Here is a 23,173-nt window from a genome sequence, read left to right as displayed (position 1 = left end):
GGCGTAAGGATATCTGCGTCAGCACTTTTGTGGTATATAAAGAATATATTTAGGTTTTAAAGAACATACAGGCTCATAAATTTGTATAGGTTTGTAAAGAACGTACAGGCGCATAAATATGTATAGGTTTATAAAGAACATACAGGCTCATAAATTTATAAAGGTTTATAAAGAAAATATATAATGAAAGGACTATAGAGAATTGTGCTGCTACAGTCAATTTTCATAGTTAGAGTAAAGCTTCTATTATGATATCCTTCTCTTTAGACAGATCAAGAAAGGATGCACCTGTCTGAACGATGGGTTTTGAAAGGGCATGCTTATTGATCATACGTATTTCCCCTTCTTTTCCGTTGCTTAAACGGACTTTATTACCTACATAAGCTTGTATGATCTTCTCCAGGAACAAAAGCACATAAGCAGGATCATACTTTTGGAGGCCTTCGGATTCAAATACAGAAATGGCCTGAAAAGGACTTAATGCAGGGCGATAAACCCTTGCTGAGGTCATGGCATCATATACATCAACAATTCCGATAATTTTAGCAAAAGGTTCTATCTTATCTGCGGTTAGTTTATATGGATATCCGCTGCCATCGCAACGTTCATGATGCATTAATGCTACGTTGGCTATTCTCGGATCAAGTTCCTTGCTCTTCAACACATTATACCCTTGGAGGGTGTGGGTCTTTATGGTTACATAATCAGTAGGAGTCAGTTTCTCCTGTTTATTAATCAGTTCACCAGGAAGGGAGAGCTTACCAATATCGTGAAGAAGTCCTGCCAGGGTAAGAATTTCAATTTCCTTCTCCGGCAGATTAAGCCATTTACCGAATACATTGCTTAGCAATGATACATTGAGACAGTGTACGTATGTAATATCATCATGTTCTCTCATGCAGTGAAGCATGTCAAAGACATGGATTCCATTCCGGCTCTTTTCCAGTAGATCAGAGGTATGCTCCAGGAGACCAGAAATATCTATGGGTTCATTGGCATCTGAAAGTTTATCCAGTTCACCTTTAAAGGAATCAACTTTCTGGTTAAACGATTGTTGAAACTCTTTGAATTCTGCGCTGGTGCGCACCTTCTCAGAATAACTGATTTCTATTACCGGTTCCGGTGCTTTCTGCGGTTCAGAGGTATCCTTTCCCTCAGACACGATGATATTGAATTCAATGATTGAATTAAATTTAAGTCTTGTAATTATACGGTCTGTCAGCATTATCCCTTTGGAAATAACTAATTGATTGGATGAATTATAAATATCATCGGCAACGATCATTCCGGGCTTAGCCTGTCTCATGGATATCCTTTGTTTCTTCACGTCTAATCCGCTCCTATCTGTGCCTTCACGGCGCATGGTTACAGGGTTTAGAGCAACCTGTATTTACCATATAGGCTAAGTATATTTAATCTCAAATCAGTTGTCAATAAAAAAATACTTGACAAAGAACCCTATATAAGATATCCTCAATTACGTAACGTAATATAATAAAACTTATATCTCTTATTCAGAGTGACGGAGAGTAAAGGCTCTATGAAGTCACGGCAACCCCCTATGCGGAAGGTGCCAACCTGAGCGAGTAATCGAACAATAAGAGGATTTGATGCTTTTTTTTCAAGTCCGCTTAGCAGGACTTTTTTTTATGTAAGGAAATGGTATCCTATGCCTAAAGAGTCCTACAAGCAGAATGCACATGACGCACAGAAGGAAAGATTGTCAATACGACCAAGTGCATTAGCGCTTGAATCTGGAAAACCAGGTTCTTTGATCTTGCAGTGATAGAGGAAAAGTTTTGAGTATGTGTGCCGTGGAGCACAGATAGGAGTTAACAATGAATAAATTATTATTTACATCAGAGTCCGTAACAGAGGGGCATCCCGATAAAATCTGTGATCAGATTTCCGATTCTGTATTGGATGCCATGTTAGAGCAGGATCCTATGAGCCGTGTTGCCTGCGAAACAGCTATAACCACCGGTTTGGTACTGGTTATGGGAGAGATTACAACAAACGGATATGTAGACATTCAGAAAATTGTACGTGATACTATCAGAGAGATTGGCTATGACAGATCAGATTATGGTTTTGATGCTAATACCTGCGGTGTTATTGTAGCGTTAGATGAGCAGTCCTCTGATATCGCTATGGGTGTTAATAAAGCCCTTGAAGCGAAGGAAAAGACTATGTCTGAGGACGAGCTGGAAGCAATCGGTGCAGGAGACCAGGGTATGATGTTTGGTTATGCAAGTAATGAGACGGAAGAGTATCTGCCCTATCCTATCTCTTTAGCACATAAGCTTACCAGACAGTTGACCAAAATACGTAAAGACGGAACTCTTTCTTATTTAAGACCCGATGGAAAATCTCAGGTAACAGTAGAATATAATGAAGCCGGCAAACCGGTGCATTTAAATGCGGTAGTTCTCTCTACCCAGCATAGTGCAGAAGTTACACAGGAACAGATTCATGCAGATATCAAGAAATATGTATTTGATGAAGTTCTTCCTGCTGAATTAGTAGATGAAAATACAAAGTTCTTCATTAATCCCACCGGCAGATTTGTAATAGGCGGACCTAATGGTGACAGCGGTTTAACAGGCCGTAAGATCATTGTAGACACTTATGGCGGATATGCTCGTCACGGCGGTGGTGCTTTCTCCGGGAAGGACTGCACAAAGGTAGACCGTTCAGCTGCTTATGCGGCACGTTATGTAGCAAAGAATATTGTAGCTGCTGGCCTCGCTGAAAAATGTGAGATTCAGTTATCCTATGCAATCGGTGTGGCACAGCCTACCTCCATTATGGTTGATACTTTCGGAACAAGTACTTTAAGTGCTGATGAGTTCGTAGAAATCATTCGTGAGAACTTCGATCTTCGTCCCGCAGGAATTATTAAAATGCTTGACTTAAGACGTCCTATCTACAAGCAGACTGCAGCTTACGGACATTTCGGAAGAAATGACCTTGATCTGCCTTGGGAGAAGACTGATAAGGCTGAGGTATTAAGCAGATATAAGAAATAAGTCTGTTGGTAACTGATATAAGTGGCTGTCTTTTTCGTGTTTATTAAGTTGGTGTATTGACGATTAAACCAGGAAAGACTGAACTTATAAAACGTTGCCATAGAATACGATATACTTCACTAAAACAGAAGGTTTTCCATTAATGGTGAACCTTCTGTTTTTGAATTATAAATTCATCCCGGTAAACGCCTGCAAGCAGATAGGAATGCATTGGGAGTTATCGTGTCTGGACATAACAGAAGCAGGGTTTATAAAATATTTAGAAAACTCATAGTTATTTTCAGTGTAGAAGCAGGAGGCATATGGTATAATAACCTATAGAAGCATGGAAGATTCTGTGAATAAGGCAAATGGGTCTGCCGGGAAGGTATGCTGGCTGATTTACTGCTGAACTACCTGCTTTGTGCACAAGAAGAATAGGAGGTTCCTGAATTGAAATTAAAGAGCAGGCTGTTTACGGCCTTTCTTATTATAACTACGATACCTCTTTTGCTGGTCTGCTTATCCATTAGTATAATAATAGGATATCAGAACAATGAGATTAAACAGGTCTATGATGTGAAAACAGATTCTATCACAGCCATATCAAACCCGGTACAGCTCTTAAGCAGACTTACAAAAGGTGTATACAATGAAATTGTTTTAATGGCAGCCAAGAATCCCGATAAATTTGAAGACAGCGAATATGTGAACTATCTGGAGAAGGAACTTACCGGAAAATATTCCTATCTTGTTATACGCAAGGACAATACCTTTCTATACAGCGGAAACACAACCAAATTTGAGAAAATTCAAAACAGTATTCCTAAATTCGGCAAGTATACCGGAACAGTAGAAGGCGGACTTTATGTAGATGGTCAATATCCTTTTCTCTTAAAGCAGCAGGACTTCCACTTTAGTGACGGTACGGAGGGAAGCGTGATAATCATTACGGAGCTGGATACCTTGATCCCTCAAATTAAGGCTTCCGCCATACAGCTTCTCCTTTCACTTATTTCAATTATAATATTAACGGCTTCTGTATTAATAATATGGATTTACCGAAGTGTTATAATACCCATCAACACACTTCATGCGGCAACCAATGCCATGAAGGAGGGCAATCTGGATTATTCCATTGAAGGTGATCCGGAGGATGAAATCGGAAGGCTCTGTGTTGACTTTGAGGAGATGAGAATACGCCTGAAAGAGCTGATAGACGTAAGGCTTCGCTATGAACAGGAAATGAAAGAATTAATCAGTAATATTTCTCACGATCTGAGGACACCAATTACTGCTATCAAGGGTTACGCGGAAGGGATTATGGACGGAGTTGCAGATACGAAAGAGAAGCAGGAGAAGTATTTAAAGACTATTTACACCAAGGCCAATGATCTATCTGCCCTGGTAGATGAGCTGTCTTTTTACTCTAAAATTGACTGTAATACCATGCCATATACGTTTTCCTGCCTTAATCTTGGTGATTATTTTGAGGACTGCTTCGGTGAGATCAACCTGGATCTGGAGGTTAAGAATATAGAAGTGGAATATCATAATGATACGGATAAAGACACCAAAGTTAATGTAGATGCAGAGCAGCTGAAACGTGTGGTTAATAATATTGTTGGAAATTCCGTAAAATATATGAATAGAAAACATGGACGTATCACTATACGAATCATGGAGGGCAGAAGTTTTAACCGACCGGAGGATGTGGTAATCAGTATCGAAGATAATGGTGTGGGGATTCCAAAGAAAGACCTACCTTTTGTATTCGAGCGGTTTTACAGGGCAGATGCCTCCAGAAATTCCACCAAAGGCGGAACCGGTCTGGGACTTGCCATCGCCAAGAAAATTATAGAAGATCATATGGGGACTATATGGGCGGAAAGTGAGGAAGAAAAAGGGACTGCTATATTTTTCTCCTTGAAGAAATGCAAGGAAAACCCAGAACAGGAGCAGTCTTTCAACTAGAGAAAAACTAGAGTAATTTAAACCATAAAAATATAGAATTTGGAATGGAGGATACTATGAGCAGAATATTAATTGTAGAAGATGAAATGGCAATTGCGGAGCTGGAGAAGGATTATCTGGAGCTCAGCGGTTTTGATGTGGATATAGAAAACACAGGTGATCAGGGTCTTGAAAGAGCCCTGAAGGAAGATTTTGATCTGATCATTCTGGATTTGATGCTTCCGGGGCTTGATGGTTTTGAAATTTGCAAGTCTATCCGAAGTGCAAAAAATATACCTATCTTTATGGTATCTGCAAAAAAAGAGGATATAGATAAGATCAGGGGCCTGGGGATGGGTGCAGATGATTATATAACAAAGCCCTTTAGTCCCAGCGAACTGGTGGCCAGAGTAAAGGCACATCTGGCACGTTATGAGAGATTAATCGGTGAAAGTGTCAGGGAAAATGAGATTATTGAAATAAGAGGAATTAAGATTGACAAGACAGCCCGACGAGTATACGTTAATAGTGAAGAGAAAAATTTTACCACAAAAGAGTTCGACCTTCTAACCTTTTTAGCGGAGAACCCCAATCGCGTATATACAAAAGAAGAGCTATTCCAGGAAATCTGGGATATGGATTCCATTGGTGATATTGCAACAGTTACCGTGCATATCAAGAAAATCAGGGAAAAGATTGAATTTAACACTTCAAAGCCTCAGTATATTGAGACTATATGGGGTGTGGGTTACCGTTTTAAAGTATAATTAGAAGGAATAATAAAAGAAGGTCAATAATAGATTTAGCAATGGAACCGGCAGGTTTGAACAGACCCGAAACAAGCCGTTTCGAATTCATCTATGGGTTAGAGAATTAACACGAGGTGTATAAAAGGAAAAGAATATGTGTATTAGGAAGGGGGAGCATGTATGGAGACCAGGATTGCTTTAGTCGGTATAATTGTAGAGAATCTTGAAAAGGTAGAAGAGGTAAATCATATCCTTCATGAATATGGTAAATTTATTGTGGGGAGAATGGGACTGCCTATAAGAGAACATGGTGTAAATATTATCAGCATCGTAGTAGAAGCAGACAGCAATACTATTAATTCTCTGTCCGGTAAGCTTGGCATGTTGGAAGGAATCAGTGCTAAGACTGTATATTCAAAAGCGGGAACCAATTAATAAAAGACGTAGCACGACAGGCAGATTGAGGATGCATAGGTTATCCTCTTAGGATTGGAGCATACCAGAGTGCTAATTGGGGTTACAGTGGAAGAAATTAATATGAAAATGCTGCCACCAACAGATACTATTGCATCTTTTTAATATATGGCAGTATCTCTGACAAGACTGAGGTAGGAAGGGCATTAACTATGTATGATATTTTGAAATCAAGACGAAGCATCAGAAAATTTACGGATAAGACTATTGAGGAAGCAGTATTAGAGGAAATATTAAAAGGTGCCTTGATGGCACCATCTTCCCGAAGCATCCGGCCCTGGGAACTTGTAGTGGTAAGAGACAAGGATACCTTAAGTTCTCTAGGCCGCTGCAGAGGCGCTCAGTCAGCTCTTATTGGAGGAGCGGATACGGCAGTGGTGATAACAGCTGATACTGCGCTTTCGGACGTATGGGTTGAGGATGCTTCTATTCTGGCAGCTATCCTGCAGCTTGAAGCTCATGCAAAGGGGCTTGGCTCCTGTTGGGTACAGATAAGAAATCGAAGCAGAGAAGAAGGCGTTATAGCAGAGGACTATATAAAAGAGTTGCTAAAGATACCGGAAGGTTATGGTGTGGAGTGTGTTATTGCACTTGGATACCCGGCGGAAGCAAAAGCTCCTCACCAGGAGGAGAAGCTGCCTATTGCTAAGATTAGAAGAGAGCAATTCTAGAGAATAATTTTTAAGCATAGGAATTATTATATTGAAATTTTATGAAATAAGTTTGATTCCAGCATATAAAACGGGTATATGGAGACTATATGGTATCCATATACCCGTTAAGTTTTAGAGATTAGGATCAGAGGTCCAGCCCTTAATGGAATCATTAAGCGAGAAGACCTTGTTCTTATTTTTGATATAAATTACATTTTCATCCGGATAGGTTACCTCATCATCTGGTTCTATTGTTCCTATATCAAGTATTTGAAGTATTTCGTTGCCCTTATTAAGAAATTGATGACAATTATCCTTGCCGGCAGGTTTTGCTATTATATCACCGGCTCCTACAACTGTTTCTGTATCATTCATTCGTAAAATACCGGTTCCGCTCATAATCATGAAAAATTCTTCCTGCCTTGAATGGGAATGATATTTCACACTTATTCCGCCTGGCTTTACAAAATCCATGTTAACATATATTTTTTCACAGCCTGCGGCATGTCCTAACCAGAGGGTTTTCATTGGTGATTCAAATTCCGGGTCGTCTATAAAATCTTTTGAGATGTTGTTGATGTTAGTGATTCTGTTCATTGTACCTCTCTTTCAGCACTTGGGTTGTTATTGTGATATTATTTATTCTATATTTATCATGGCCTTATGGACAATGGACAGATCATTTATAATTATTTATTCTTATTTTTGTGGTGTTCTTAACAGAGCCTTTACTTGCGTGACATACCGTGTTATAATGATAACCACAAATTTTTATAAATGTTTTGTTAACGATTAGGAGGACACTATGCATATCACGATAACAGGAAATCTTGGGAGCGGAAAATCCACAATCTGCAAGATATTGGAGGACAAGTTCGGTTTTGAGATTTATTCCACAGGGAAGGTTCAAAGAGAACTGGCGAGACAGATGAACATGACGACCCTAGAGATGAACCAGTTAATGTGCAGTGACCATAAGTATGACAACATGATAGATGATGCAACTGCTGCAATATCCAGAGAGAATCCGGATAAGAACATTATATTCGATTCCAGGCTGGCCTGGCACTTTGTGGAAAAATCTTTTAAGGTATTTCTGGCAGTAGACTTAAATATAGCGGCAGAGAGAGTTATGCATGATAATAGAGGGAAGGAAGAACAGTACGCCACTTTAGAGGAAGCAAAAGAGAAACTGTTTGAGAGAGCCCAGACAGAGAACCTGCGCTATAAAGACATTTATAATCTGGAATATTTCAATTATTCAAATTATAATCTTGTTATAGAAAGTACCTATTCCTCACCGGAGCTTATTGCTTCTATAATAATGAAGGAAGCCAAAAATTATTATGCGCTGATGGCAGATAACAACGGCCAATGTGTTAAGACTACCAGAATTCTGCTTTCTCCAAAATCTCTCTATAAGGATAAGGTAACCAAGGAAGAATTAACCTCTTTAAAGGACAAGATCGCGGAATTTTCTAAATTAAAGGAAGTACCGGATATTAAAGTTAACGCAAGGAAAGAAAAGGGTGAGTATACCTTGCTTTCCGATGAAGATACTGTAAAAGCTGCGATAGAAGCAGGCCTGCCATTTTTAATTACTGAGTTGGAATGTAATTAAACCCATTCTTTTGAAATTGATGCAATAATAACCTAACATACAAACTTAATTTCAGCAGATAATAAAACAAAGAAATCTTTGTTTTATTATCTGTTTTTTTATTCATATCTAAACTATATCCAATTCGGTTAAGGAAAGAAGGGAGGTTTTTATGGAAATTCTAAACAACAGCAAGGTGAAAATGTCCATTATAATCATACTTACAGTGTTTGGTGTTTATATCGGTCTTGAGTATGTGCTGCCTCTCTTTGCGCCATTTATTCTGGCTTATCTGGTAGCATCAGGTCTGCTGCCTTTCGTAAAATTTTTAAACCGTAAAACCAGACTTCCAAAACTTCTTGGCGGGATTCTTTCCTTAAGCCTGTTGGGTGCACTTGGCGGCATGGGTTTATTCTATCTGTGTGATATACTGATTAAACAGTTTGTCGCGTTGCTTAAGAATTTCCCTATCTATTTAGCGATACTTTCCGGATATTTAGACGACTTTTGCAGGGGATGTGATAAATTTTTCGGAATCAAATTAGGGACAGTTCAGAACTTTATATATACTAATTTCGATGGAGTGCTAGTAATTATAAAAAATAAAATTATGCCTGTCATAACTACCAGAAGTATCAATCTTCTTATTGGAATAGCAGGTTTTGTGGGAATTTTATTAATTATGATAGTAAGCATCCTGCTTTTAATCAAAGATGAGGATAAATATAAAAGCGGAATAAGGAGTTCTGCTTATTACAATGAGATTCACCTGGTAACTTCAAAACTTTCAGGTATGGGAGTTGCTTACTTAAAGACCCAGGGAATTATGATGCTCTTAATTTCCATCGTAAGTACGGCTGCTATGCTGCTCATTGGAAATAAATATGCATTGCTCGTAGGAATAGGAATAGGTGTAGTGGATGCTTTCCCTATCCTGGGCAGCGGAATGATCCTGATACCCTGGACTGTTATCAGCTTATTTCAGCAAGACTTTTTAACTGCGGCAGTGCTGCTGACAGCTTATGTAAGCTGTCAGGTCCTGCGTCAGACGGTGGAGCCTAAATTGCTGGGAAACAGTATTGGAATTAAACCTGTGTATACTATGATGGCCATGTATGCAGGGCTCAAAATATTTGGCATACCCGGATTTATTCTTGGACCTGTAGGTCTGGTAATAATCATTACAGTGGTTAAGGAAGCACAGAACCGGTTAAGTTAAGGGGTATTGATAGTAATCGGTGATGAGGTATTTATGGAATATCTTATGTAATGTTGAATCAAAGAGGGGAATGCTTTAAAGCTGAAAAAAGAAGTTGACAAAGGCTGTGAGGTGGCATAAAATCATAATACAAAGCAATGAAGAGGAATAGTATATAGATGTTATCCTCCCAGAGAGAGAATAGCTTGGTGTGAGATTCTCAGGATAACTTTATAGAACCTACCTTGGAGCACTGTATGAAAATACGGCGTAGAACCGGCGTTAGCGGTGTTAAAGTGAACTGTTTACAGTTAATTAGGGTGGTACCGCCGAGGTCTTTCGGTCCCTTGTGGAGGAAGGACTTTTTTTATTGCTTTTTTGCAGAGTAAATATGTCTCCTCCTTATAAACGTTAGTTTATAAACAATTGTTCTGAAAGGAGAAATCGCTATGGCGAAGGAAAAGAAACTGGTTGAAGCAATAACCTCCATGGAAGAGGATTTTGCCCAGTGGTACACAGATGTAGTTAAGAAAGCAGAATTAATCGATTATTCCAGTGTAAGAGGATGTATGATTTTAAGACCCGGCGGCTATGCCATCTGGGAGAACATTCAGAAGGAGCTGGACAGTAGATTTAAGGAGACAGGGGTAGAGAATGTTTATATGCCTATGTTTATTCCCGAGAGTCTGCTGCAGAAAGAGAAGGATCATGTTGAGGGCTTTGCACCGGAGGTTGCCTGGGTTACACACGGAGGTCTGGAACCTTTGCAGGAGAGAATGTGCGTAAGACCTACTTCCGAGACACTTTTCTGTGATCATTACTCCAATATTATTCAGTCCTACAGGGATCTGCCAAAGGTATATAACCAGTGGTGTTCTGTTGTACGTTGGGAGAAAACCACAAGACCTTTCCTGCGTTCAGTGGAATTCTTGTGGCAGGAGGGGCATACGGCTCATGCTACAGCAGAGGAAGCTGAGGAGAGGACCATACAGATGTTAAATCTCTATGCAGACTTCTGTGAAGAGGTCCTGGCCATTCCCATGGTCAGAGGAAAGAAGACAGATAAAGAGAAATTCGCAGGTGCAAAGGATACCTATACCATTGAAGCTTTAATGCATGATGGCAAGGCACTTCAATCCGGAACCAGCCATAACTTTGGAGATGGATTTGCACATGCTTTTGATATTCAATATACCGATAAAGACAACAAGCTTCAGTATGTGCATCAGACCTCCTGGGGTATGACCACCAGACTGATTGGTGCGGTTATCATGGTTCATGGAGATAACAGCGGTCTTGTTCTTCCGCCCAGAGTTGCACCTGTTCAGGTAATGATCGTTCCCATTGCGCAGCATAAAGAGGGTGTCCTTGAAAAAGCAGCTGAACTGAAAGGACGCCTTGGTGCTTTCCGCGTAAAGGTTGATGATACAGATAAGAGTCCCGGCTGGAAATTCAGTGAGCAGGAGATGAGAGGAATCCCTATCCGTATAGAGATCGGACCTAAGGATATCGAGGAGAATCAGGCAGTTATCGTACGCCGTGATACCAGAGAAAAAATCGTTGTAGCTCTTGATAACCTTGAGAATGAGGTTGAGAAGGTGCTTGATGTAATCCAGAAGGAAATGCTTGAAAGAGCCAGAGAACACAGAGATGCCCATACCTATCAGGCAACTGAGTTCGAAGAGTTTAAAGAGGTGGTAGCTACAAAGCCCGGGTTCATAAAGGCAATGTGGTGCGGAGATAAAGCCTGTGAGGATACCATTAAAGAAGAGACAGGTGCTACTTCCAGATGTATGCCTTTTAAACAGGAAGAAATAGCTGATACCTGTGTATGCTGTGGCAAGAAAGCAAAGTCAATGGTGTACTGGGGGAAAGCATATTAATTAGAATTGACGTAAGAAAGGCATTACAGTTTATAGTATAATAAAAAACAAGGTTATCAGGAGAATAGTATCTGTTAACCTTGTTTTATTATTTTCAGGTTATAACTTTAGATAAGGAGGTCAGGTTTATCCTGCCTCCTTATCAATGGAACAGTCAGAACCTGAGGGGGTGGGCCTTTTCTGTTCCTTTATACAATCGAAAGTTTATAACGGCTTTATATCTTTCTTAAATTACTCAAATTCTTAAATTACACAAAATTATATGTTATAAAAATCATTCACTTAAAATAGCTGAAAACCGTTACTCCCTTTCGTTATTGCTGATCTTTATGCTATTCCAAATACACTAATGCGGTCTTCCAAAGGAGTAAATGCCTTCTCACCAGGTGCTGCAGTGGGTTTGCCAAAAGGCATCTGAGCAATCAGCTTATAAGACTCCGGCACATTCCAGGCTTTTTTTACCTCTGCTTCTATAAGCTCATTGTAATGCTGAAGAGAAGCACCAAGACCTTCGTTTTCCAAGCCGGTCCATACTATCAGCTGAAGCATACCGCTGGATTGTTGTGCCCATACCGGGAAGTTATCTTTATAAAGAGAATATTCCTTCTGCAGATATTCAACGATACCATTGTCATCAAAAAATAATACTGTACCATGGCCTGCTTTAAAGGATGCGATTTTTTCTTCTGTAGGTGCAAAGCTGTCTGCAGGAACTACCTTTCTTAATGCTTCCAGTGTAATATCCCAAAGTTTATCATGTTCCTTACCGAATAATAATACAACTTTACCGCTTTGTGAATTAAAGGCAGAGGGAGAATGCTTTACTGCGTGCTCTACAAGATCTTTGATTTTATCATCAGAAACAGGTGATTCTTTGCTAAAGGCGTATACGGTTCTTCTGTCTGCGATTGCTTCGTTGAAATTCTTCATGGTGGATCCTCCTGAATACATAATATTTTATTTTAGATGTTCTTAATATACCCTGTATGTGCTTGCTTTAGAAGTATTCTGAATAGTTTTCAGAAATAAGGGTCTTTCCTGATAGTATTAGTTCGTACTATCACTGTTAAAGGTGTACCTATGGCACAGGTGTAAGTTTATTTAAGAGCTTACTAAGGTAAAGCTTTTCTTCTTCCGTAAGTACCTGAAATATTGCATTTATACTTTCTAAGTGTCGGGGTAATAAATCCTCCATTAAGGCTTTCCCCTTTTCTGTAATCCGGATAAGCTTAACTCTCTTATCCTGTAGATCCGTACACTGCTGTACCAGTCCATCCTTGGCCAGGTTATCAATGACCACAGTCATATTGCCACCGGTAGCAAGTATCTTCTCAATGATATCGCTAATTCTAAGATCACCGAGATGAAACAGTACTTCCAGAACTTCAAACTGTGAGGCTGTGAGTCCGCTGCTCTTAATTACTGTAAGCTCCTGCTTGTGGATTGACTGACTGCATCTGCTTAATGCCCTCAGGGTGTGTATGTTTAAATCTGTTTGTGGATTAATTTGTAATTTATTTTCCATGGCTATAATATACTACTAACTAGTAATAATGTCAATAGGGTAAAATTAAATTTTTTAAAATATAATTTAACTAGGTGAAATGATACCTGTAAAACAGTTTTCACCGTTTCTTCCCATTTTATTAACTGATTACCACGTCCTTAACGCCAAACAGCACATAATAGTTGATAAATCAAGTTAAGCTGAGTAAAATTAAAATAACAATCAAAATTAAGATAGCAATCAAAATTAAAGGGGAGAGAATATGTCTAATCATTACAGGATTGCAGTATGTGACGATGAAAGTTATTACCAGGAAGAACTGTGCAATCTTTTGAAAGCTTATGAAAATGAAAGTGGAAATAAACTTGAGTTATGCAGATTCAGCAGGGGAGAGGATTTGCTTAAAGATTATGAAACAGCGGTATACCATATTCTGATACTAGATGTGGAGATGAATGGCCTTACCGGACTTGAAACGGCTGCAAGCATAAGGAAAGCAGATGAGAATGTAATAATTATTTTTGCCACAAGTTTTGAAAACTATGCCTTAGGTGCATTTGAAGTCAATGCACTGAATTATCTTGTGAAACCGGTGGATTATATAAAGCTTAAGAAAGTCATGGGTATAGCTACGGCTTCCATAGATTTTATGAGAGATAAAATCAGTGCCAGAAAAAGATACCTGGAAGTAAAAATAAAGAACAACGAAGTCCATATAGAGATATCTAAAATAAAATATATTGAAAAGAAACGCAATACCAGCATTATACACACTACAGATAATGAGTATGCCTGCTATGAGACGTTATCTCAAATATATGAGAGACTGGATGTTAATAAATTCTTTTATGTGCATCAGGGGTATATCGTTAATTTTGACAGGATTCTGGAGGTCGGCAAGAACATGGTAGTATTGGCAGACTACATGGAGGTACCTGTCAGCAGAAAATATTATAAGGAGCTTAAGGAACGCTTTATGTCCCGAATATACGATAAATTAAACCAGCAGGCAATTTAATAGTTCGGAAGCAGGATTCGAATGGTAAATACCGAATTTTCAAAGCTGTAATGTATTTCTCCGCTGTGAGCATCACAGATTTCTGCTATATTTTTAAGTCCTATTCCATGAAATTCTTTCTCCTCTTTCGTAGTAAGCAGGTATCCGTTCTTTTCCTGGGGTTCAATAAGATACGGGTTCTCACACTGAATAGCAAGGTAGGTATTAATCTGTGAAATGGATAAAGTAAGGTATTTATTTAATATTTCATCCGTTTCCAGAGCCTCAATTGCATTATCCAGTATATTTCCTAATATTATCGTTATTTGGATGTCTGATAATTTGTGTATTTTTTCAAAGGCAGCTGTATAGCTAAAGGTAATACATTTTCTTTCACATTCTGATTTTTTAGATTGAAGTATGGCAGAAACAGTCGTGTTGTTTGTGATAACAAGATCACCAGCGGATTGAATCTGTGATGTTATATGGGTAAGATAATCAAGAGCATTGGAATAATCCTTTTGTTCCAGGCGTCCGGCAATAACACCCAGATGATTCTTAAAATCATGTCTGAGTGATGATAGCTGCTTGGATTTTTCAGAGAGCTCATCATAATAACTCTGTGTAATCTCATATTTTTGCTGTTGTATCTGACGCCTTGCGGCATCCTGAAGAAAATCAATAATTTTCTCATAGATAGAAAGTATCATTATAATCATTAGTGTATTGATTAAAAATATAATCATAACAATGTTTTCCATGGTTTTCTTAGAGGCATCCAGGGTGTAGAGGAAGATAATGAAACAACCCAATACAAATATAATTAAGGCCATTATAAAATATATACTTCTTTTATAAGGGTTGTTAATAGTTTGTCCTTTCAGCCGCCGCCTGTTTAAATAAAAACTGGAGAGAATATAAATAACTGCATTTAATAAAATCCCCTTTAGATAGATGTAAAAATGATTGCTTAACAGGGAAGTAGAGTTAGGTATGAAATCAATTATATAAGATAGTATGAAATAAAAGGCGGCCAGAGTCCCGTAATAAAACAGGAAAAATCTTAAAACATAAGCCACACTACTTCGTAAGGTGACTTTATATAAAAATAGTACATACAAATAGTAACTTAATAAGAGCAGGATGGTAAATAAAACAACATTTTGTACCGCTGCGCCTAATAATATTTGAACCGGTATTAAATAAAACAGTCTTTTGCCATGATACTTATCAGAATATTTATGTATTAATATATGATTGCTGAATATGTCTAAGATTAAAAAAGGAAGTAAATTATTTACCAAATCTATTATAAAGGTAAGTGTAAATTCTCTCATCGTATTCTCTCCCAGTAAAAGTATTATTTTTTAACCAAATAGCACGTCCAATCTACCAAATAGCACATCTATATTGTATATTTCTCCAAATAATGATAAATTCCTTACAAAGGAGGTCAGATAATATGGATAACACAAATCAAGCTTTATATTCAAATAGCAAAATGGAAGAATTAAACCAGGCAGAACTTGAGGAAGTAGATGGCGGTTTATCAATATTTAATGATATTATAACAAAACTTTATGACAAATTCATAGGAATTGTAAAGGCATAAGTAAAAAAATATCCATCTGTTGAAAATCCTCTGTACAAATGAAAAAAGCAGGTTCCATAGTACTCATAAAAGTAGAATAATATTTTAAGCCATAGCTGAATGAGGTAAAAAAATGGTTGATAAATACTACTGTGTCAAACAACATGACATAACCGATTGCGGAGCAGCTTGCCTTGCGACTATTTCAAGACAATATGGATTTAAGACCTCCATATCAAAGATAAGAGAAGTTGCAGGAACAGACAGGCATGGAACCAATGCTTACGGCATGATAAAGGCAGCCAAGCAACTAGGCTTTACGGCAAAAGGTGTAAAAGGGGACAGAAATTCACTTTACTCTGAGTTTCCTTTACCTTGTATTGCACATGTAGTTGCTGATGGAGCTTTGCTCCACTATGTAGTAATACATAAAATCACTGCCAAACAAATTACTATAGCAGATCCAGGGAAAGGAATCATTAAGCTATCTCCCGACGAGTTCCTCGGAGAAATACCGTTAGAGGGGAATGGGATTGGAAACTCCTCCGCTTACAGGTGGACAGGAATTCTTATCCTATTGGTACCGGGGGCCGCCTTTGAAAAAGGTGATGAGACGAAGGGGTTGTTTAAACGGTTCTTTTCTCTGTTTCTACCACAGAAACAATTACTGTTGCAGGTATTTACAGCCTCCCTGTTTATAACTGCATTTGGTATACTTGTTTCTTTTTATTTTAAAATACTGATCGATGAAGTGCTTCCATCGGGGTTATTAAAAACACTTCACAGGCTTTCTTTAGGTGTAATTTTTCTGAATTTATTTAAAGTAATATTATCCGCTTTACGATCTCACATGATGATGTATTTAAGCCAGAAACTGGATATAGCCTTGCTGCTTGGTTATTACAGGCATGTGCTCAAATTGCCGATGAACTTTTTTGACAACAGAAAAGTAGGAGAGATTATCTCTCGTTTTAATGATGCTTCCAAGGTCAGGGATGCCATATCAGGTGCGACACTGACCATTATGATAGATACACTGATGGCAATAGCCGGCGGTATTATTTTGTACCTGCAAAATGCCCAAATGTTTGGTGTAACTGCAGTTGTTGTAGTCTTATACTTCTTTATAGTATGGAGTTTTAATAAATGGTATAAGAAATTAAACCAGACCCAGATGGAAGACAGTGCACAGCTGACCTCCTACATGGTCGAATCCTTAAACGGTATACAGACAGTAAAAGCTTACAATGCCGAGAGTAAACTTGATCTTGAGACAGAGAGAAAATTTACAAAACTCCTTAAAAGTGTTTTTAAACTCGGCTGGGTGAGTAATCTCCAGGGCTCCCTGGTAAGTTTTACCGAATTAACAGGCGGCATTGTCATTCTGTGGGTTGGGGCTTATAATGTAATAAAAGGAAATATCTCTGCCGGACAGTTAATTACTTTTAACTTTCTGCTGGCATATTTCCTTGAACCAATGAAGAACCTGATTAATCTTCAACCACAAATGCAAATGGCGATTGTTGCAGCAGAACGGTTAGGTGAGATACTTGACCTGGAATATGAAAAAAGCGATGTGGAAGATAACAAAACAAATCTCCAAAATCTTAAAGGAGATATACAATTTAAGAATATTACCTTTCGATATGGAACCAGAAAGCCAGTTTTGGAAGGAGTTAACATACATATAAGACAGGGTGAGAAGATAGCTTTGGTTGGAGGAAGCGGTTCCGGTAAAACAACCCTCTCAAAATTATTATTAAACCTTTATAGCCCGGAGTCTGGAGAGATATTGATAGACGGTTATAATATAAAAGATATTCAGATTGAAGCACTACGTAATCGTATTGCTTATATACCTCAGGAAACCTTTCTGTTCAGTGGCAGTGTTATGGACAATCTGACGATGGGATCAGAAGATATCACTCCGGAAGAAGTAATGGAAGCAGCTAAAAAGGCACAGGCACATGAATTTATCAGTGAACTTCCTTTTCAGTATAATACTAGGCTGGAGGAGAATGGATCTAACCTTTCCGGCGGTCAGAGACAGCGGTTAGCTATTGCCAGGGCTATATTAAGAAAGCCGGATATCCTGATTCTTGACGAAGCCACCAGTAATCTGGATTCCATGACAGAATGGGCAATAGAAAATACCATTGAGGAATACAGTAAAGGTATGACAACTATTATTATTGCTCATAGATTAAGCACCATTAGAAGATGTGACCGTATTTATGTAATGGAGAAAGGAAAAATTATTGAATATGGAAATCATCAGACATTAATTGATAGAGAAGGACAATATGCAGTATTATGGAGACAGCAGGCAGGATAAGCAGCTGTTATTATATCTGTAATATACCGATACCTAAATATAGAAATATTATTTATGCCTTTTTTACTTAAAAGTACCTGTGTTTGTACTTTAAGATAGAAAAGGCATAAAACCTGTTACAACTTCTATATATACTGGGTAAAATATGTTATACTCTAATAACAGGCACACAATTAAGAAGAAAGAGATGAATCATAATGAGCAATAGAGACGAACAGAAATTTATACCTGCTTTTAACCCCACAGATACTTCTCTGGATAAGGCATGGATATTGGTGTTAGCAGGAAAAAGAATGCTGGTTAAGAAGACCGGGGAAAAGGTATTAATACCTGAAAAGATAGATTTAGATAAGCTTATCACAGATTATGAAGAAGCTGAATATCTTGGAAAATATGATAGTCATGAATGCTATTGTCTTGGTCTTACGGAAATGCCGGAGGATAATGGTGATATTATATCCATTGATCTGATGGAATTAACAGAACGCTCCGGTGATCCTGAATTATTTATCCTGGCAGGAACCGCGAATCATATCTTACACTGGAACAGGATAAATCAATACTGTGGACGCTGCGGCAATAAGATGATCAGGAAGGAAGGAGAACGGGCGAGAACCTGTCCTATTTGCAAAAATATCGTTTACCCGAGAATATCACCGGCAGTTATTACTGCAATCTTTAAAGGGGATCAGATATTGCTGGCACATAACCGTAATTTTAAAGAAGGCAGATACAGTCTGATTGCTGGATATGTAGAACCTGGTGAGACCCTTGAACAGACCGTAGAACGGGAAATACAGGAAGAAGTAGGCATTAAGGTCAAAAATGTACGCTATTTCAGAAGTCAGCCATGGCCTTTTCCGGATGCTCTTATGACAGCTTTTACAGCGGAATATGAAAGCGGAGATATTACGGTGGATAATGAGGAGATTACTGCTGCAGGCTGGTATAATGCCGATAATTTACCGGATATACCCTCAACCGATAGCGTGGCAGGTAAATTGATACGCTGGTACAGAGATCAACATAAGCAGTAAGAGATTATTGATATAAATCTATATTGTCAGGAGATATGATATGGGATTTATTGAAATGTTAGACAAAATAAAAAATTGGAAGTATACCCATTTGGTAATCGCTGGTGTATATATAGTATTTGGGTTATTAAATCTGTGGAAGGGTGGATTTGTAAGATATATAATTTCATTCAGCTTTTTTCTTATAGCAGCTTTCTTATTACTAAAAAAACCTACCCATAGATAACACATTTTACAGGAATATCACTCAAAATCTGATATTGAGAAAGAGGTAAACATGAAGAAGACAGGTAATTATCTGACCATTACCTTCCCCTTTTTGCTGGCACTGGCCTTGCAGATTGTAGGAGCCTTTTGGGGAATGATTATATATGGTGTTGTGATGGGAATTCAGATGTCAGCACAGGGTACGCTGGATATAAACAATATACAGGATATTGCCAATGGAGCGCTAAATCCTCAAATACTTTTGGGAATATCGGCAGCTATAGGAATTGTTGACATCGTCGTTTTTAGTATCTGGCTTAAGAAACAGAAGAAATCAGGGGATATTTTGGTCAAGGCTAATAAGCTCAATGCAAAAGGAATCGTTCTGATTCTTATACTGGGAGTATGTATACAGATTTCCCTTTCTATTATACTTACAGTAATATCAAACCTCAGACCCGATTGGTTTGATGGTTACGGTGAATTAATAGAGAGCCTTGGGATGGGTAATACCTTTATATCCTTTCTTTATGTAGGGTTGGTAGCACCAATTGCAGAAGAACTTATATTCAGAGGAGTTACCTTTAATAAAGCAAGAAAATATATGCCCTTCCTGGCTGCAAATTTTGTTCAGGCGCTGCTGTTCGGCATATACCATATGAATCTGATACAAGGAATATATGCTTTTGCAATGGGGCTTAGTTTTGGGTTGATTCGCCGGGCATACTCACTTATTGGTGCTATTTTACTGCATATGACCGTGAATATCGCCGGTATGACTTTGGATTATATATTACCGGAGCAAATACTTAATAATTACATTGCAGTAAGTATCCTTTTCCTTGTTACCGGAGCAGCAGTAACTGCCAGCCTGGTATATGCAGGTAAATTAATAAAAAGCATCAAAGAGGAAGAACCTGTATATTTAATTGATTCCTATGATGATAATTAAACCTTAAAAAAAATTTGTTATCCTTCCTGACATCGGCTATAATAAAGAGAGAATGTCAGGAAGGATTTTTTTATGAGGATACAGCTGCCAAAAGATGTGGATTATATAATAAAGGAATTGCAGAAGAATGGTTATGAGGCCTATGCAGTAGGCGGATGCGTGAGGGATGTAATACTTGGCAGAGAGCCGGAGGACTGGGATATAACCACCTCTGCAAGCCCCCTACAGGTTAAGGGGATTTTTAAGCGGACAATAGATACGGGTATCATACATGGAACGGTTACCGTTATGCTTGATAAGAACGGTTATGAGGTTACAACTTACCGTATTGACGGAGAATATGAAGATAACAGACATCCAAGGGAGGTTACTTATACACCTTATCTCACAGAAGATCTTATGAGAAGGGATTTTACCATAAATGCCATGGCTTATAACGAAGACAGTGGTCTTGTCGATATATTTGAAGGGCTAAAAGATCTGGAGGAGCAGAGGATTCGCTGTGTAGGCAGTGCCGAAATGCGTTTTGAGGAGGATGCCTTAAGGATACTCAGGGCGGTTCGCTTTTCTGCGCAGTTGGGTTTTGAAATAGATAAAGGAACTCTTAGTGCAGCGGAGATAAAGGCAGAAAATCTTAAAAATATAAGTGCTGAACGAATTAGGACAGAGCTTAATAAGCTGCTGTTATCACCTAATCCGGACAGGCTCCTGACTGCCTGGGAACTGGGAATTACAGCAATAATCCTGCCGGAATTCAATGTGCTTATGACACGACCTCATAACTTACGGGAGCAGAAGGAGCCTTATGGAGCATTTTCCCTACGAAGCATAAGGTTACTTAGAGAGCAGGTGCTGTCATCCGTCAGGGGAAAAGAAAAAGAGTCAAGTATTCTTTCCTGGGCCTTATTGTTACAGGGTCTTAAACCGGAAGAAGGCAGGGAAGTACTTAGAAGGCTAAAATTTGACAATGAAACCATTGACTATGTATACCGGCTGTTAACCTGGTGTGATTATGAGTTCCTGCTTACACCCTGGGAAATGAGAAAGGCAGTAAATGCCATTGGTAAAGACTTGATGGATATGCTGTTCTTTGTTAAAGAAGCGTGTATTCTTACGGAGAGAGGTAGTATTTCCGGGGGGAAAGGGGAAGACTTAAATACAGCCAGAGAGTTATACCATGATATCCTTTCAAAAAAAGAATGTGTTGAATTAAAGGAACTGATGATTAATGGAAAGGATCTTATAGAACTTGGATTTAAACCAGGTAAAATCATGGGACAGGTTCTGGGAGAATTGCTAGTATCTGTTCTGAAGGAACCGGAGTTAAATACGAAAGAAAAATTAAGCCTGATGGCTGAAGAGATATTTTTAAAAAGGTCATAAAAATTACTCATAAAACTTCCAAGATCTTTTAAAAAACCCACAGTTACGTAAAGACCCGTGGCAAGCTGCGGGCACCAAATGTTCTGCCTTGCCCCGGGGAGCCAGCTATTCATAATTCATAACAGGATAGTTTAAAGTATTATATTCAGATTCTCTAAAATTCGTTGAACCAAAAGTAAAAAGCCCTGTAAAATATTCTTAGAATCCTTAGGATTCCTGTCATGAAAACCTGCGTTATATCATAGGATTAAAAGAGACACCTATGAGCGGTGCAATAGTTTGAGTCAGGAGGCTTTCCTATGGAGGATAGAAATCTGGAAGTATTTAGACAATATAATATAAAGATTTATAACACATACAGAATCAGGGGGGCATTTATAGCAGAGACGGATAAGGGACTCAAGCTGTTGAAAAGCTTGGAAAGTTCTAAAAACAGGGTGGAATTTGAGTATACCCTGCTGGAGTATTTAAACGACTACCCTTATGTGGATTTATATATGCGCAATAATGCCGGTGAGATTATAACAGAGGACGGTGCTGGGAGTAAGTACATCTTAAAGAACTGGTTTCCGGGAGATGAATGTAATCTCAGGAATGAGTCGGACATAGCAAATGGTGCCGCCAACTTAGCGTTGCTCCACGGACTGCTCAGGGAAGTTCCTCTGAATGAGGAGCAGATTGCAAAAAATACCGGACCGGATCTCCTGGAGCTTTTTGATAAAAGAAACCGGGAGTTGAAGCGGGTCAGAAGTTATATCAGGGAAAAGAAAAAGAAAAATGAATTTGAAGTATGCTATATCAATTGTTATGATGAATTTTATGAGCAGGCTCAGGAAGCTACAAGGCTCCTTATAGACAGCAATTACAGTAAATTAATGGAGGAAGCCAAGGAACACCGTTATGTCTGCCATGGCAATTACACCTATCATAATGTTATCATGGTAAATACAGCGCAGTTTTCATCCGGTTTAAAACCCTCCTCCCCTCGCAGAGATCTGATATCGGCTGCGGGTATCAAGAACAGGACGCGGGCAGAGATGGCCACGACTAATTTTGATAAATCCTGTATTGGGGTACAATGTACGGATTTGTATTTTTATATTCGTAAATGCCTTGAGAAAAATGACTGGGATATTGATATTGGAAGTATGATATTAAATACCTATACAGATATACAACCCCTTGACAGGGATGAGAGAAAGCTTCTATACATATTGCTCCTCTATCCTGAAAAGTTCTGGAAAATAACCAACTTTTATTATAATGGTAAAAAATCCTGGGTGCCACAGAGAAACATCCAGAAGCTTATTGGAACCTGGGAGCAATTAGAAGGCAGAAAGAGATTTCTTGACTGCCTCCATGGTACCCTGAACTAAAGCACTAAGGCAAAACCGCTTGTAATCCTTGAGTTTTGTTTTTTTATGTTTTATAATAAGTGCAGCAAGACATAAATTCACCAAACGGTCTAGGTGTTTTTACGTATCTGTGCTGCCTGTTTTACTAAAACATTCCGTACATCCATGCAAAGTTCATTGTTACCTGTAACGGAATTAATTGTAATTATATAAACTATATGTGCAATATAAGTTTAAAGTAAGCTGAATTATTTATTACCGCTTTCAAACATAAAAATGCTAAATAACAGC

At 38.5% G+C, this 23,173-nt stretch carries 21 protein-coding genes, 1 riboswitch and 1 other annotated feature; of the genes, 16 read left to right on the top strand and 5 right to left on the bottom strand.

The annotated features are described in order from the left end of the window. Positions 1–229: 229 nt before the first annotated feature. A complete protein-coding gene (locus tag BR73_RS0101575; protein WP_197032610.1) occupies positions 230–1,327 on the bottom strand; it encodes an HD-GYP domain-containing protein in 1,098 nt (365 codons plus the stop codon). A 180-nt stretch (positions 1,328–1,507) separates the two neighbouring features. Continuing rightward, positions 1,508–1,604, top strand: a riboswitch (SAM riboswitch). 234 nt (positions 1,605–1,838) lie between these two features. Between BR73_RS0101575 and metK the strand changes: the two genes are divergently transcribed. From metK to BR73_RS0101550, 5 genes are all read left to right on the top strand, one after another. Beyond that, positions 1,839–3,029: a methionine adenosyltransferase gene (metK, locus tag BR73_RS0101570; RefSeq protein WP_033164122.1), complete on the top strand. Its 1,191-nt coding sequence runs from the start codon at positions 1,839–1,841 to the stop codon at positions 3,027–3,029. Positions 3,030–3,461: 432 nt separating this feature from the next. After that, complete coding sequence (locus tag BR73_RS0101565) at positions 3,462–4,982, top strand: HAMP domain-containing sensor histidine kinase (protein WP_033164121.1); 1,521 nt, start codon at positions 3,462–3,464, stop codon at positions 4,980–4,982. A gap of 56 nt (positions 4,983–5,038) precedes the next feature. Beyond that, positions 5,039–5,728, top strand: coding sequence for a response regulator transcription factor (locus BR73_RS0101560; RefSeq protein WP_033164120.1), 690 nt, complete (start codon positions 5,039–5,041; stop codon positions 5,726–5,728). Positions 5,729–5,890: 162 nt separating this feature from the next. Next, complete coding sequence (locus BR73_RS0101555) at positions 5,891–6,145, top strand: TM1266 family iron-only hydrogenase system putative regulator (RefSeq protein ID WP_033164119.1); 255 nt, start codon at positions 5,891–5,893, stop codon at positions 6,143–6,145. Between the two features lie 191 nt (positions 6,146–6,336). Next, positions 6,337–6,855 carry a nitroreductase family protein gene (locus BR73_RS0101550; RefSeq protein WP_033164118.1) on the top strand — a complete coding sequence of 173 codons (519 nt, stop codon included), beginning with the start codon at positions 6,337–6,339 and terminating at the stop codon, positions 6,853–6,855. Positions 6,856–6,969: 114 nt separating this feature from the next. Here BR73_RS0101550 and BR73_RS0101545 read toward each other — a convergent pair whose 3' ends face one another. Further along, positions 6,970–7,434, bottom strand: a complete 465-nt coding sequence (locus tag BR73_RS0101545) for a cupin domain-containing protein (RefSeq protein WP_033164117.1) — start codon at positions 7,432–7,434, stop codon at positions 6,970–6,972. A gap of 208 nt (positions 7,435–7,642) precedes the next feature. On the opposite strand from BR73_RS0101545, the gene BR73_RS0101540 reads away from it, so the two are divergent. The 3 genes from BR73_RS0101540 (at position 7,643) to proS (ending at position 11,518) form a co-directional block, all read left to right on the top strand. Then, a complete protein-coding gene (locus BR73_RS0101540) occupies positions 7,643–8,458 on the top strand; it encodes a cytidylate kinase family protein (RefSeq protein WP_033164116.1) in 816 nt (271 codons plus the stop codon). A gap of 151 nt (positions 8,459–8,609) precedes the next feature. Then, positions 8,610–9,656, top strand: a complete 1,047-nt coding sequence (locus tag BR73_RS0101535; RefSeq protein ID WP_033164115.1) for an AI-2E family transporter — start codon at positions 8,610–8,612, stop codon at positions 9,654–9,656. 128 nt (positions 9,657–9,784) lie between these two features. Beyond that, positions 9,785–9,986, top strand: a binding site (T-box leader). A 98-nt stretch (positions 9,987–10,084) separates the two neighbouring features. Next, complete coding sequence (gene proS, locus BR73_RS0101530) at positions 10,085–11,518, top strand: proline--tRNA ligase (RefSeq protein ID WP_033164114.1); 1,434 nt, start codon at positions 10,085–10,087, stop codon at positions 11,516–11,518. A 327-nt stretch (positions 11,519–11,845) separates the two neighbouring features. On the opposite strand, the gene BR73_RS0101525 is transcribed toward proS, so the two are convergent. Both BR73_RS0101525 and BR73_RS0101520 read right to left on the bottom strand, forming a co-directional pair. After that, the gene (locus BR73_RS0101525) at positions 11,846–12,448 is read right to left on the bottom strand and encodes a nitroreductase family protein (RefSeq protein WP_033164113.1); all 603 of its coding nucleotides are present in this window, start codon (positions 12,446–12,448) and stop codon (positions 11,846–11,848) included. Between the two features lie 148 nt (positions 12,449–12,596). Continuing rightward, positions 12,597–13,043 carry a MarR family transcriptional regulator gene (locus tag BR73_RS0101520; protein WP_033164112.1) on the bottom strand — a complete coding sequence of 149 codons (447 nt, stop codon included), beginning with the start codon at positions 13,041–13,043 and terminating at the stop codon, positions 12,597–12,599. A 244-nt stretch (positions 13,044–13,287) separates the two neighbouring features. Here BR73_RS0101520 and BR73_RS0101515 point away from each other — a divergent pair, with 244 nt between their 5' ends. After that, the gene (locus tag BR73_RS0101515) at positions 13,288–14,043 is read left to right on the top strand and encodes a LytTR family DNA-binding domain-containing protein (protein WP_033164111.1); all 756 of its coding nucleotides are present in this window, start codon (positions 13,288–13,290) and stop codon (positions 14,041–14,043) included. On the opposite strand, the gene BR73_RS0101510 is transcribed toward BR73_RS0101515, so the two are convergent. Continuing rightward, positions 14,040–15,359, bottom strand: coding sequence for a sensor histidine kinase (locus BR73_RS0101510; protein WP_033164110.1), 1,320 nt, complete (start codon positions 15,357–15,359; stop codon positions 14,040–14,042). The genes BR73_RS0101515 and BR73_RS0101510 overlap by 4 nt on opposite strands. Positions 15,360–15,484: 125 nt before the next feature. Here BR73_RS0101510 and BR73_RS28580 point away from each other — a divergent pair, with 125 nt between their 5' ends. The 7 genes from BR73_RS28580 (at position 15,485) to BR73_RS0101480 (ending at position 22,903) form a co-directional block, all read left to right on the top strand. Then, complete coding sequence (locus tag BR73_RS28580) at positions 15,485–15,634, top strand: hypothetical protein (protein WP_156034567.1); 150 nt, start codon at positions 15,485–15,487, stop codon at positions 15,632–15,634. Positions 15,635–15,746: 112 nt separating this feature from the next. Beyond that, complete coding sequence (locus tag BR73_RS0101505) at positions 15,747–17,948, top strand: peptidase domain-containing ABC transporter (protein WP_033164109.1); 2,202 nt, start codon at positions 15,747–15,749, stop codon at positions 17,946–17,948. Between the two features lie 197 nt (positions 17,949–18,145). Beyond that, on the top strand, positions 18,146–18,985 hold the full coding sequence (gene nudC / locus BR73_RS0101500; RefSeq protein ID WP_033164108.1) for an NAD(+) diphosphatase: 840 nt from the start codon (positions 18,146–18,148) through the stop codon (positions 18,983–18,985). 40 nt (positions 18,986–19,025) lie between these two features. Continuing rightward, the gene (locus BR73_RS0101495) at positions 19,026–19,211 is read left to right on the top strand and encodes a hypothetical protein (protein ID WP_033164107.1); all 186 of its coding nucleotides are present in this window, start codon (positions 19,026–19,028) and stop codon (positions 19,209–19,211) included. A gap of 51 nt (positions 19,212–19,262) precedes the next feature. Beyond that, on the top strand, positions 19,263–20,144 hold the full coding sequence (locus tag BR73_RS27010; protein ID WP_051684897.1) for a type II CAAX endopeptidase family protein: 882 nt from the start codon (positions 19,263–19,265) through the stop codon (positions 20,142–20,144). A gap of 72 nt (positions 20,145–20,216) precedes the next feature. Then, a complete protein-coding gene (locus BR73_RS0101485) occupies positions 20,217–21,527 on the top strand; it encodes a CCA tRNA nucleotidyltransferase (protein ID WP_033164106.1) in 1,311 nt (436 codons plus the stop codon). Between the two features lie 299 nt (positions 21,528–21,826). Further along, complete coding sequence (locus tag BR73_RS0101480; RefSeq protein WP_033164105.1) at positions 21,827–22,903, top strand: hypothetical protein; 1,077 nt, start codon at positions 21,827–21,829, stop codon at positions 22,901–22,903. Positions 22,904–23,173: the final 270 nt, after the last annotated feature.

It is taken from the genome of Clostridium sp. KNHs205 (genome assembly GCF_000702945.1).
Classification (GTDB): Bacteria; Bacillota; Clostridia; order Lachnospirales; family Lachnospiraceae; genus Anaerocolumna.
This window is presented reverse-complemented; position numbering and strand designations above follow the sequence as displayed.

What these genes read in the sequence shown, in the direction of transcription:
- BR73_RS28580 (WP_156034567.1), top strand. Translation starts at nt 15,485, where the DNA reads ATGGATAACACAAATCAAGCTTTATATTCAAATAGCAAAATGGAAGAA.
- BR73_RS0101480 (WP_033164105.1), top strand. Translation starts at nt 21,827, where the DNA reads ATGGAGGATAGAAATCTGGAAGTATTTAGACAATATAATATAAAGATT.
- BR73_RS0101560 (WP_033164120.1), top strand. Translation starts at nt 5,039, where the DNA reads ATGAGCAGAATATTAATTGTAGAAGATGAAATGGCAATTGCGGAGCTG.
- BR73_RS0101510 (WP_033164110.1), bottom strand. Translation starts at nt 15,359, where the DNA reads ATGAGAGAATTTACACTTACCTTTATAATAGATTTGGTAAATAATTTA.
- BR73_RS0101485 (WP_033164106.1), top strand. Translation starts at nt 20,217, where the DNA reads ATGAGGATACAGCTGCCAAAAGATGTGGATTATATAATAAAGGAATTG.
- BR73_RS0101540 (WP_033164116.1), top strand. Translation starts at nt 7,643, where the DNA reads ATGCATATCACGATAACAGGAAATCTTGGGAGCGGAAAATCCACAATC.
- BR73_RS0101555 (WP_033164119.1), top strand. Translation starts at nt 5,891, where the DNA reads ATGGAGACCAGGATTGCTTTAGTCGGTATAATTGTAGAGAATCTTGAA.
- BR73_RS0101525 (WP_033164113.1), bottom strand. Translation starts at nt 12,448, where the DNA reads ATGAAGAATTTCAACGAAGCAATCGCAGACAGAAGAACCGTATACGCC.
- BR73_RS0101520 (WP_033164112.1), bottom strand. Translation starts at nt 13,043, where the DNA reads ATGGAAAATAAATTACAAATTAATCCACAAACAGATTTAAACATACAC.
- BR73_RS0101505 (WP_033164109.1), top strand. Translation starts at nt 15,747, where the DNA reads ATGGTTGATAAATACTACTGTGTCAAACAACATGACATAACCGATTGC.
- BR73_RS0101495 (WP_033164107.1), top strand. Translation starts at nt 19,026, where the DNA reads ATGGGATTTATTGAAATGTTAGACAAAATAAAAAATTGGAAGTATACC.
- BR73_RS0101550 (WP_033164118.1), top strand. Translation starts at nt 6,337, where the DNA reads ATGTATGATATTTTGAAATCAAGACGAAGCATCAGAAAATTTACGGAT.
- metK (WP_033164122.1), top strand. Translation starts at nt 1,839, where the DNA reads ATGAATAAATTATTATTTACATCAGAGTCCGTAACAGAGGGGCATCCC.
- BR73_RS27010 (WP_051684897.1), top strand. Translation starts at nt 19,263, where the DNA reads ATGAAGAAGACAGGTAATTATCTGACCATTACCTTCCCCTTTTTGCTG.
- nudC (WP_033164108.1), top strand. Translation starts at nt 18,146, where the DNA reads ATGAGCAATAGAGACGAACAGAAATTTATACCTGCTTTTAACCCCACA.
- proS (WP_033164114.1), top strand. Translation starts at nt 10,085, where the DNA reads ATGGCGAAGGAAAAGAAACTGGTTGAAGCAATAACCTCCATGGAAGAG.
- BR73_RS0101535 (WP_033164115.1), top strand. Translation starts at nt 8,610, where the DNA reads ATGGAAATTCTAAACAACAGCAAGGTGAAAATGTCCATTATAATCATA.
- BR73_RS0101545 (WP_033164117.1), bottom strand. Translation starts at nt 7,434, where the DNA reads ATGAACAGAATCACTAACATCAACAACATCTCAAAAGATTTTATAGAC.
- BR73_RS0101515 (WP_033164111.1), top strand. Translation starts at nt 13,288, where the DNA reads ATGTCTAATCATTACAGGATTGCAGTATGTGACGATGAAAGTTATTAC.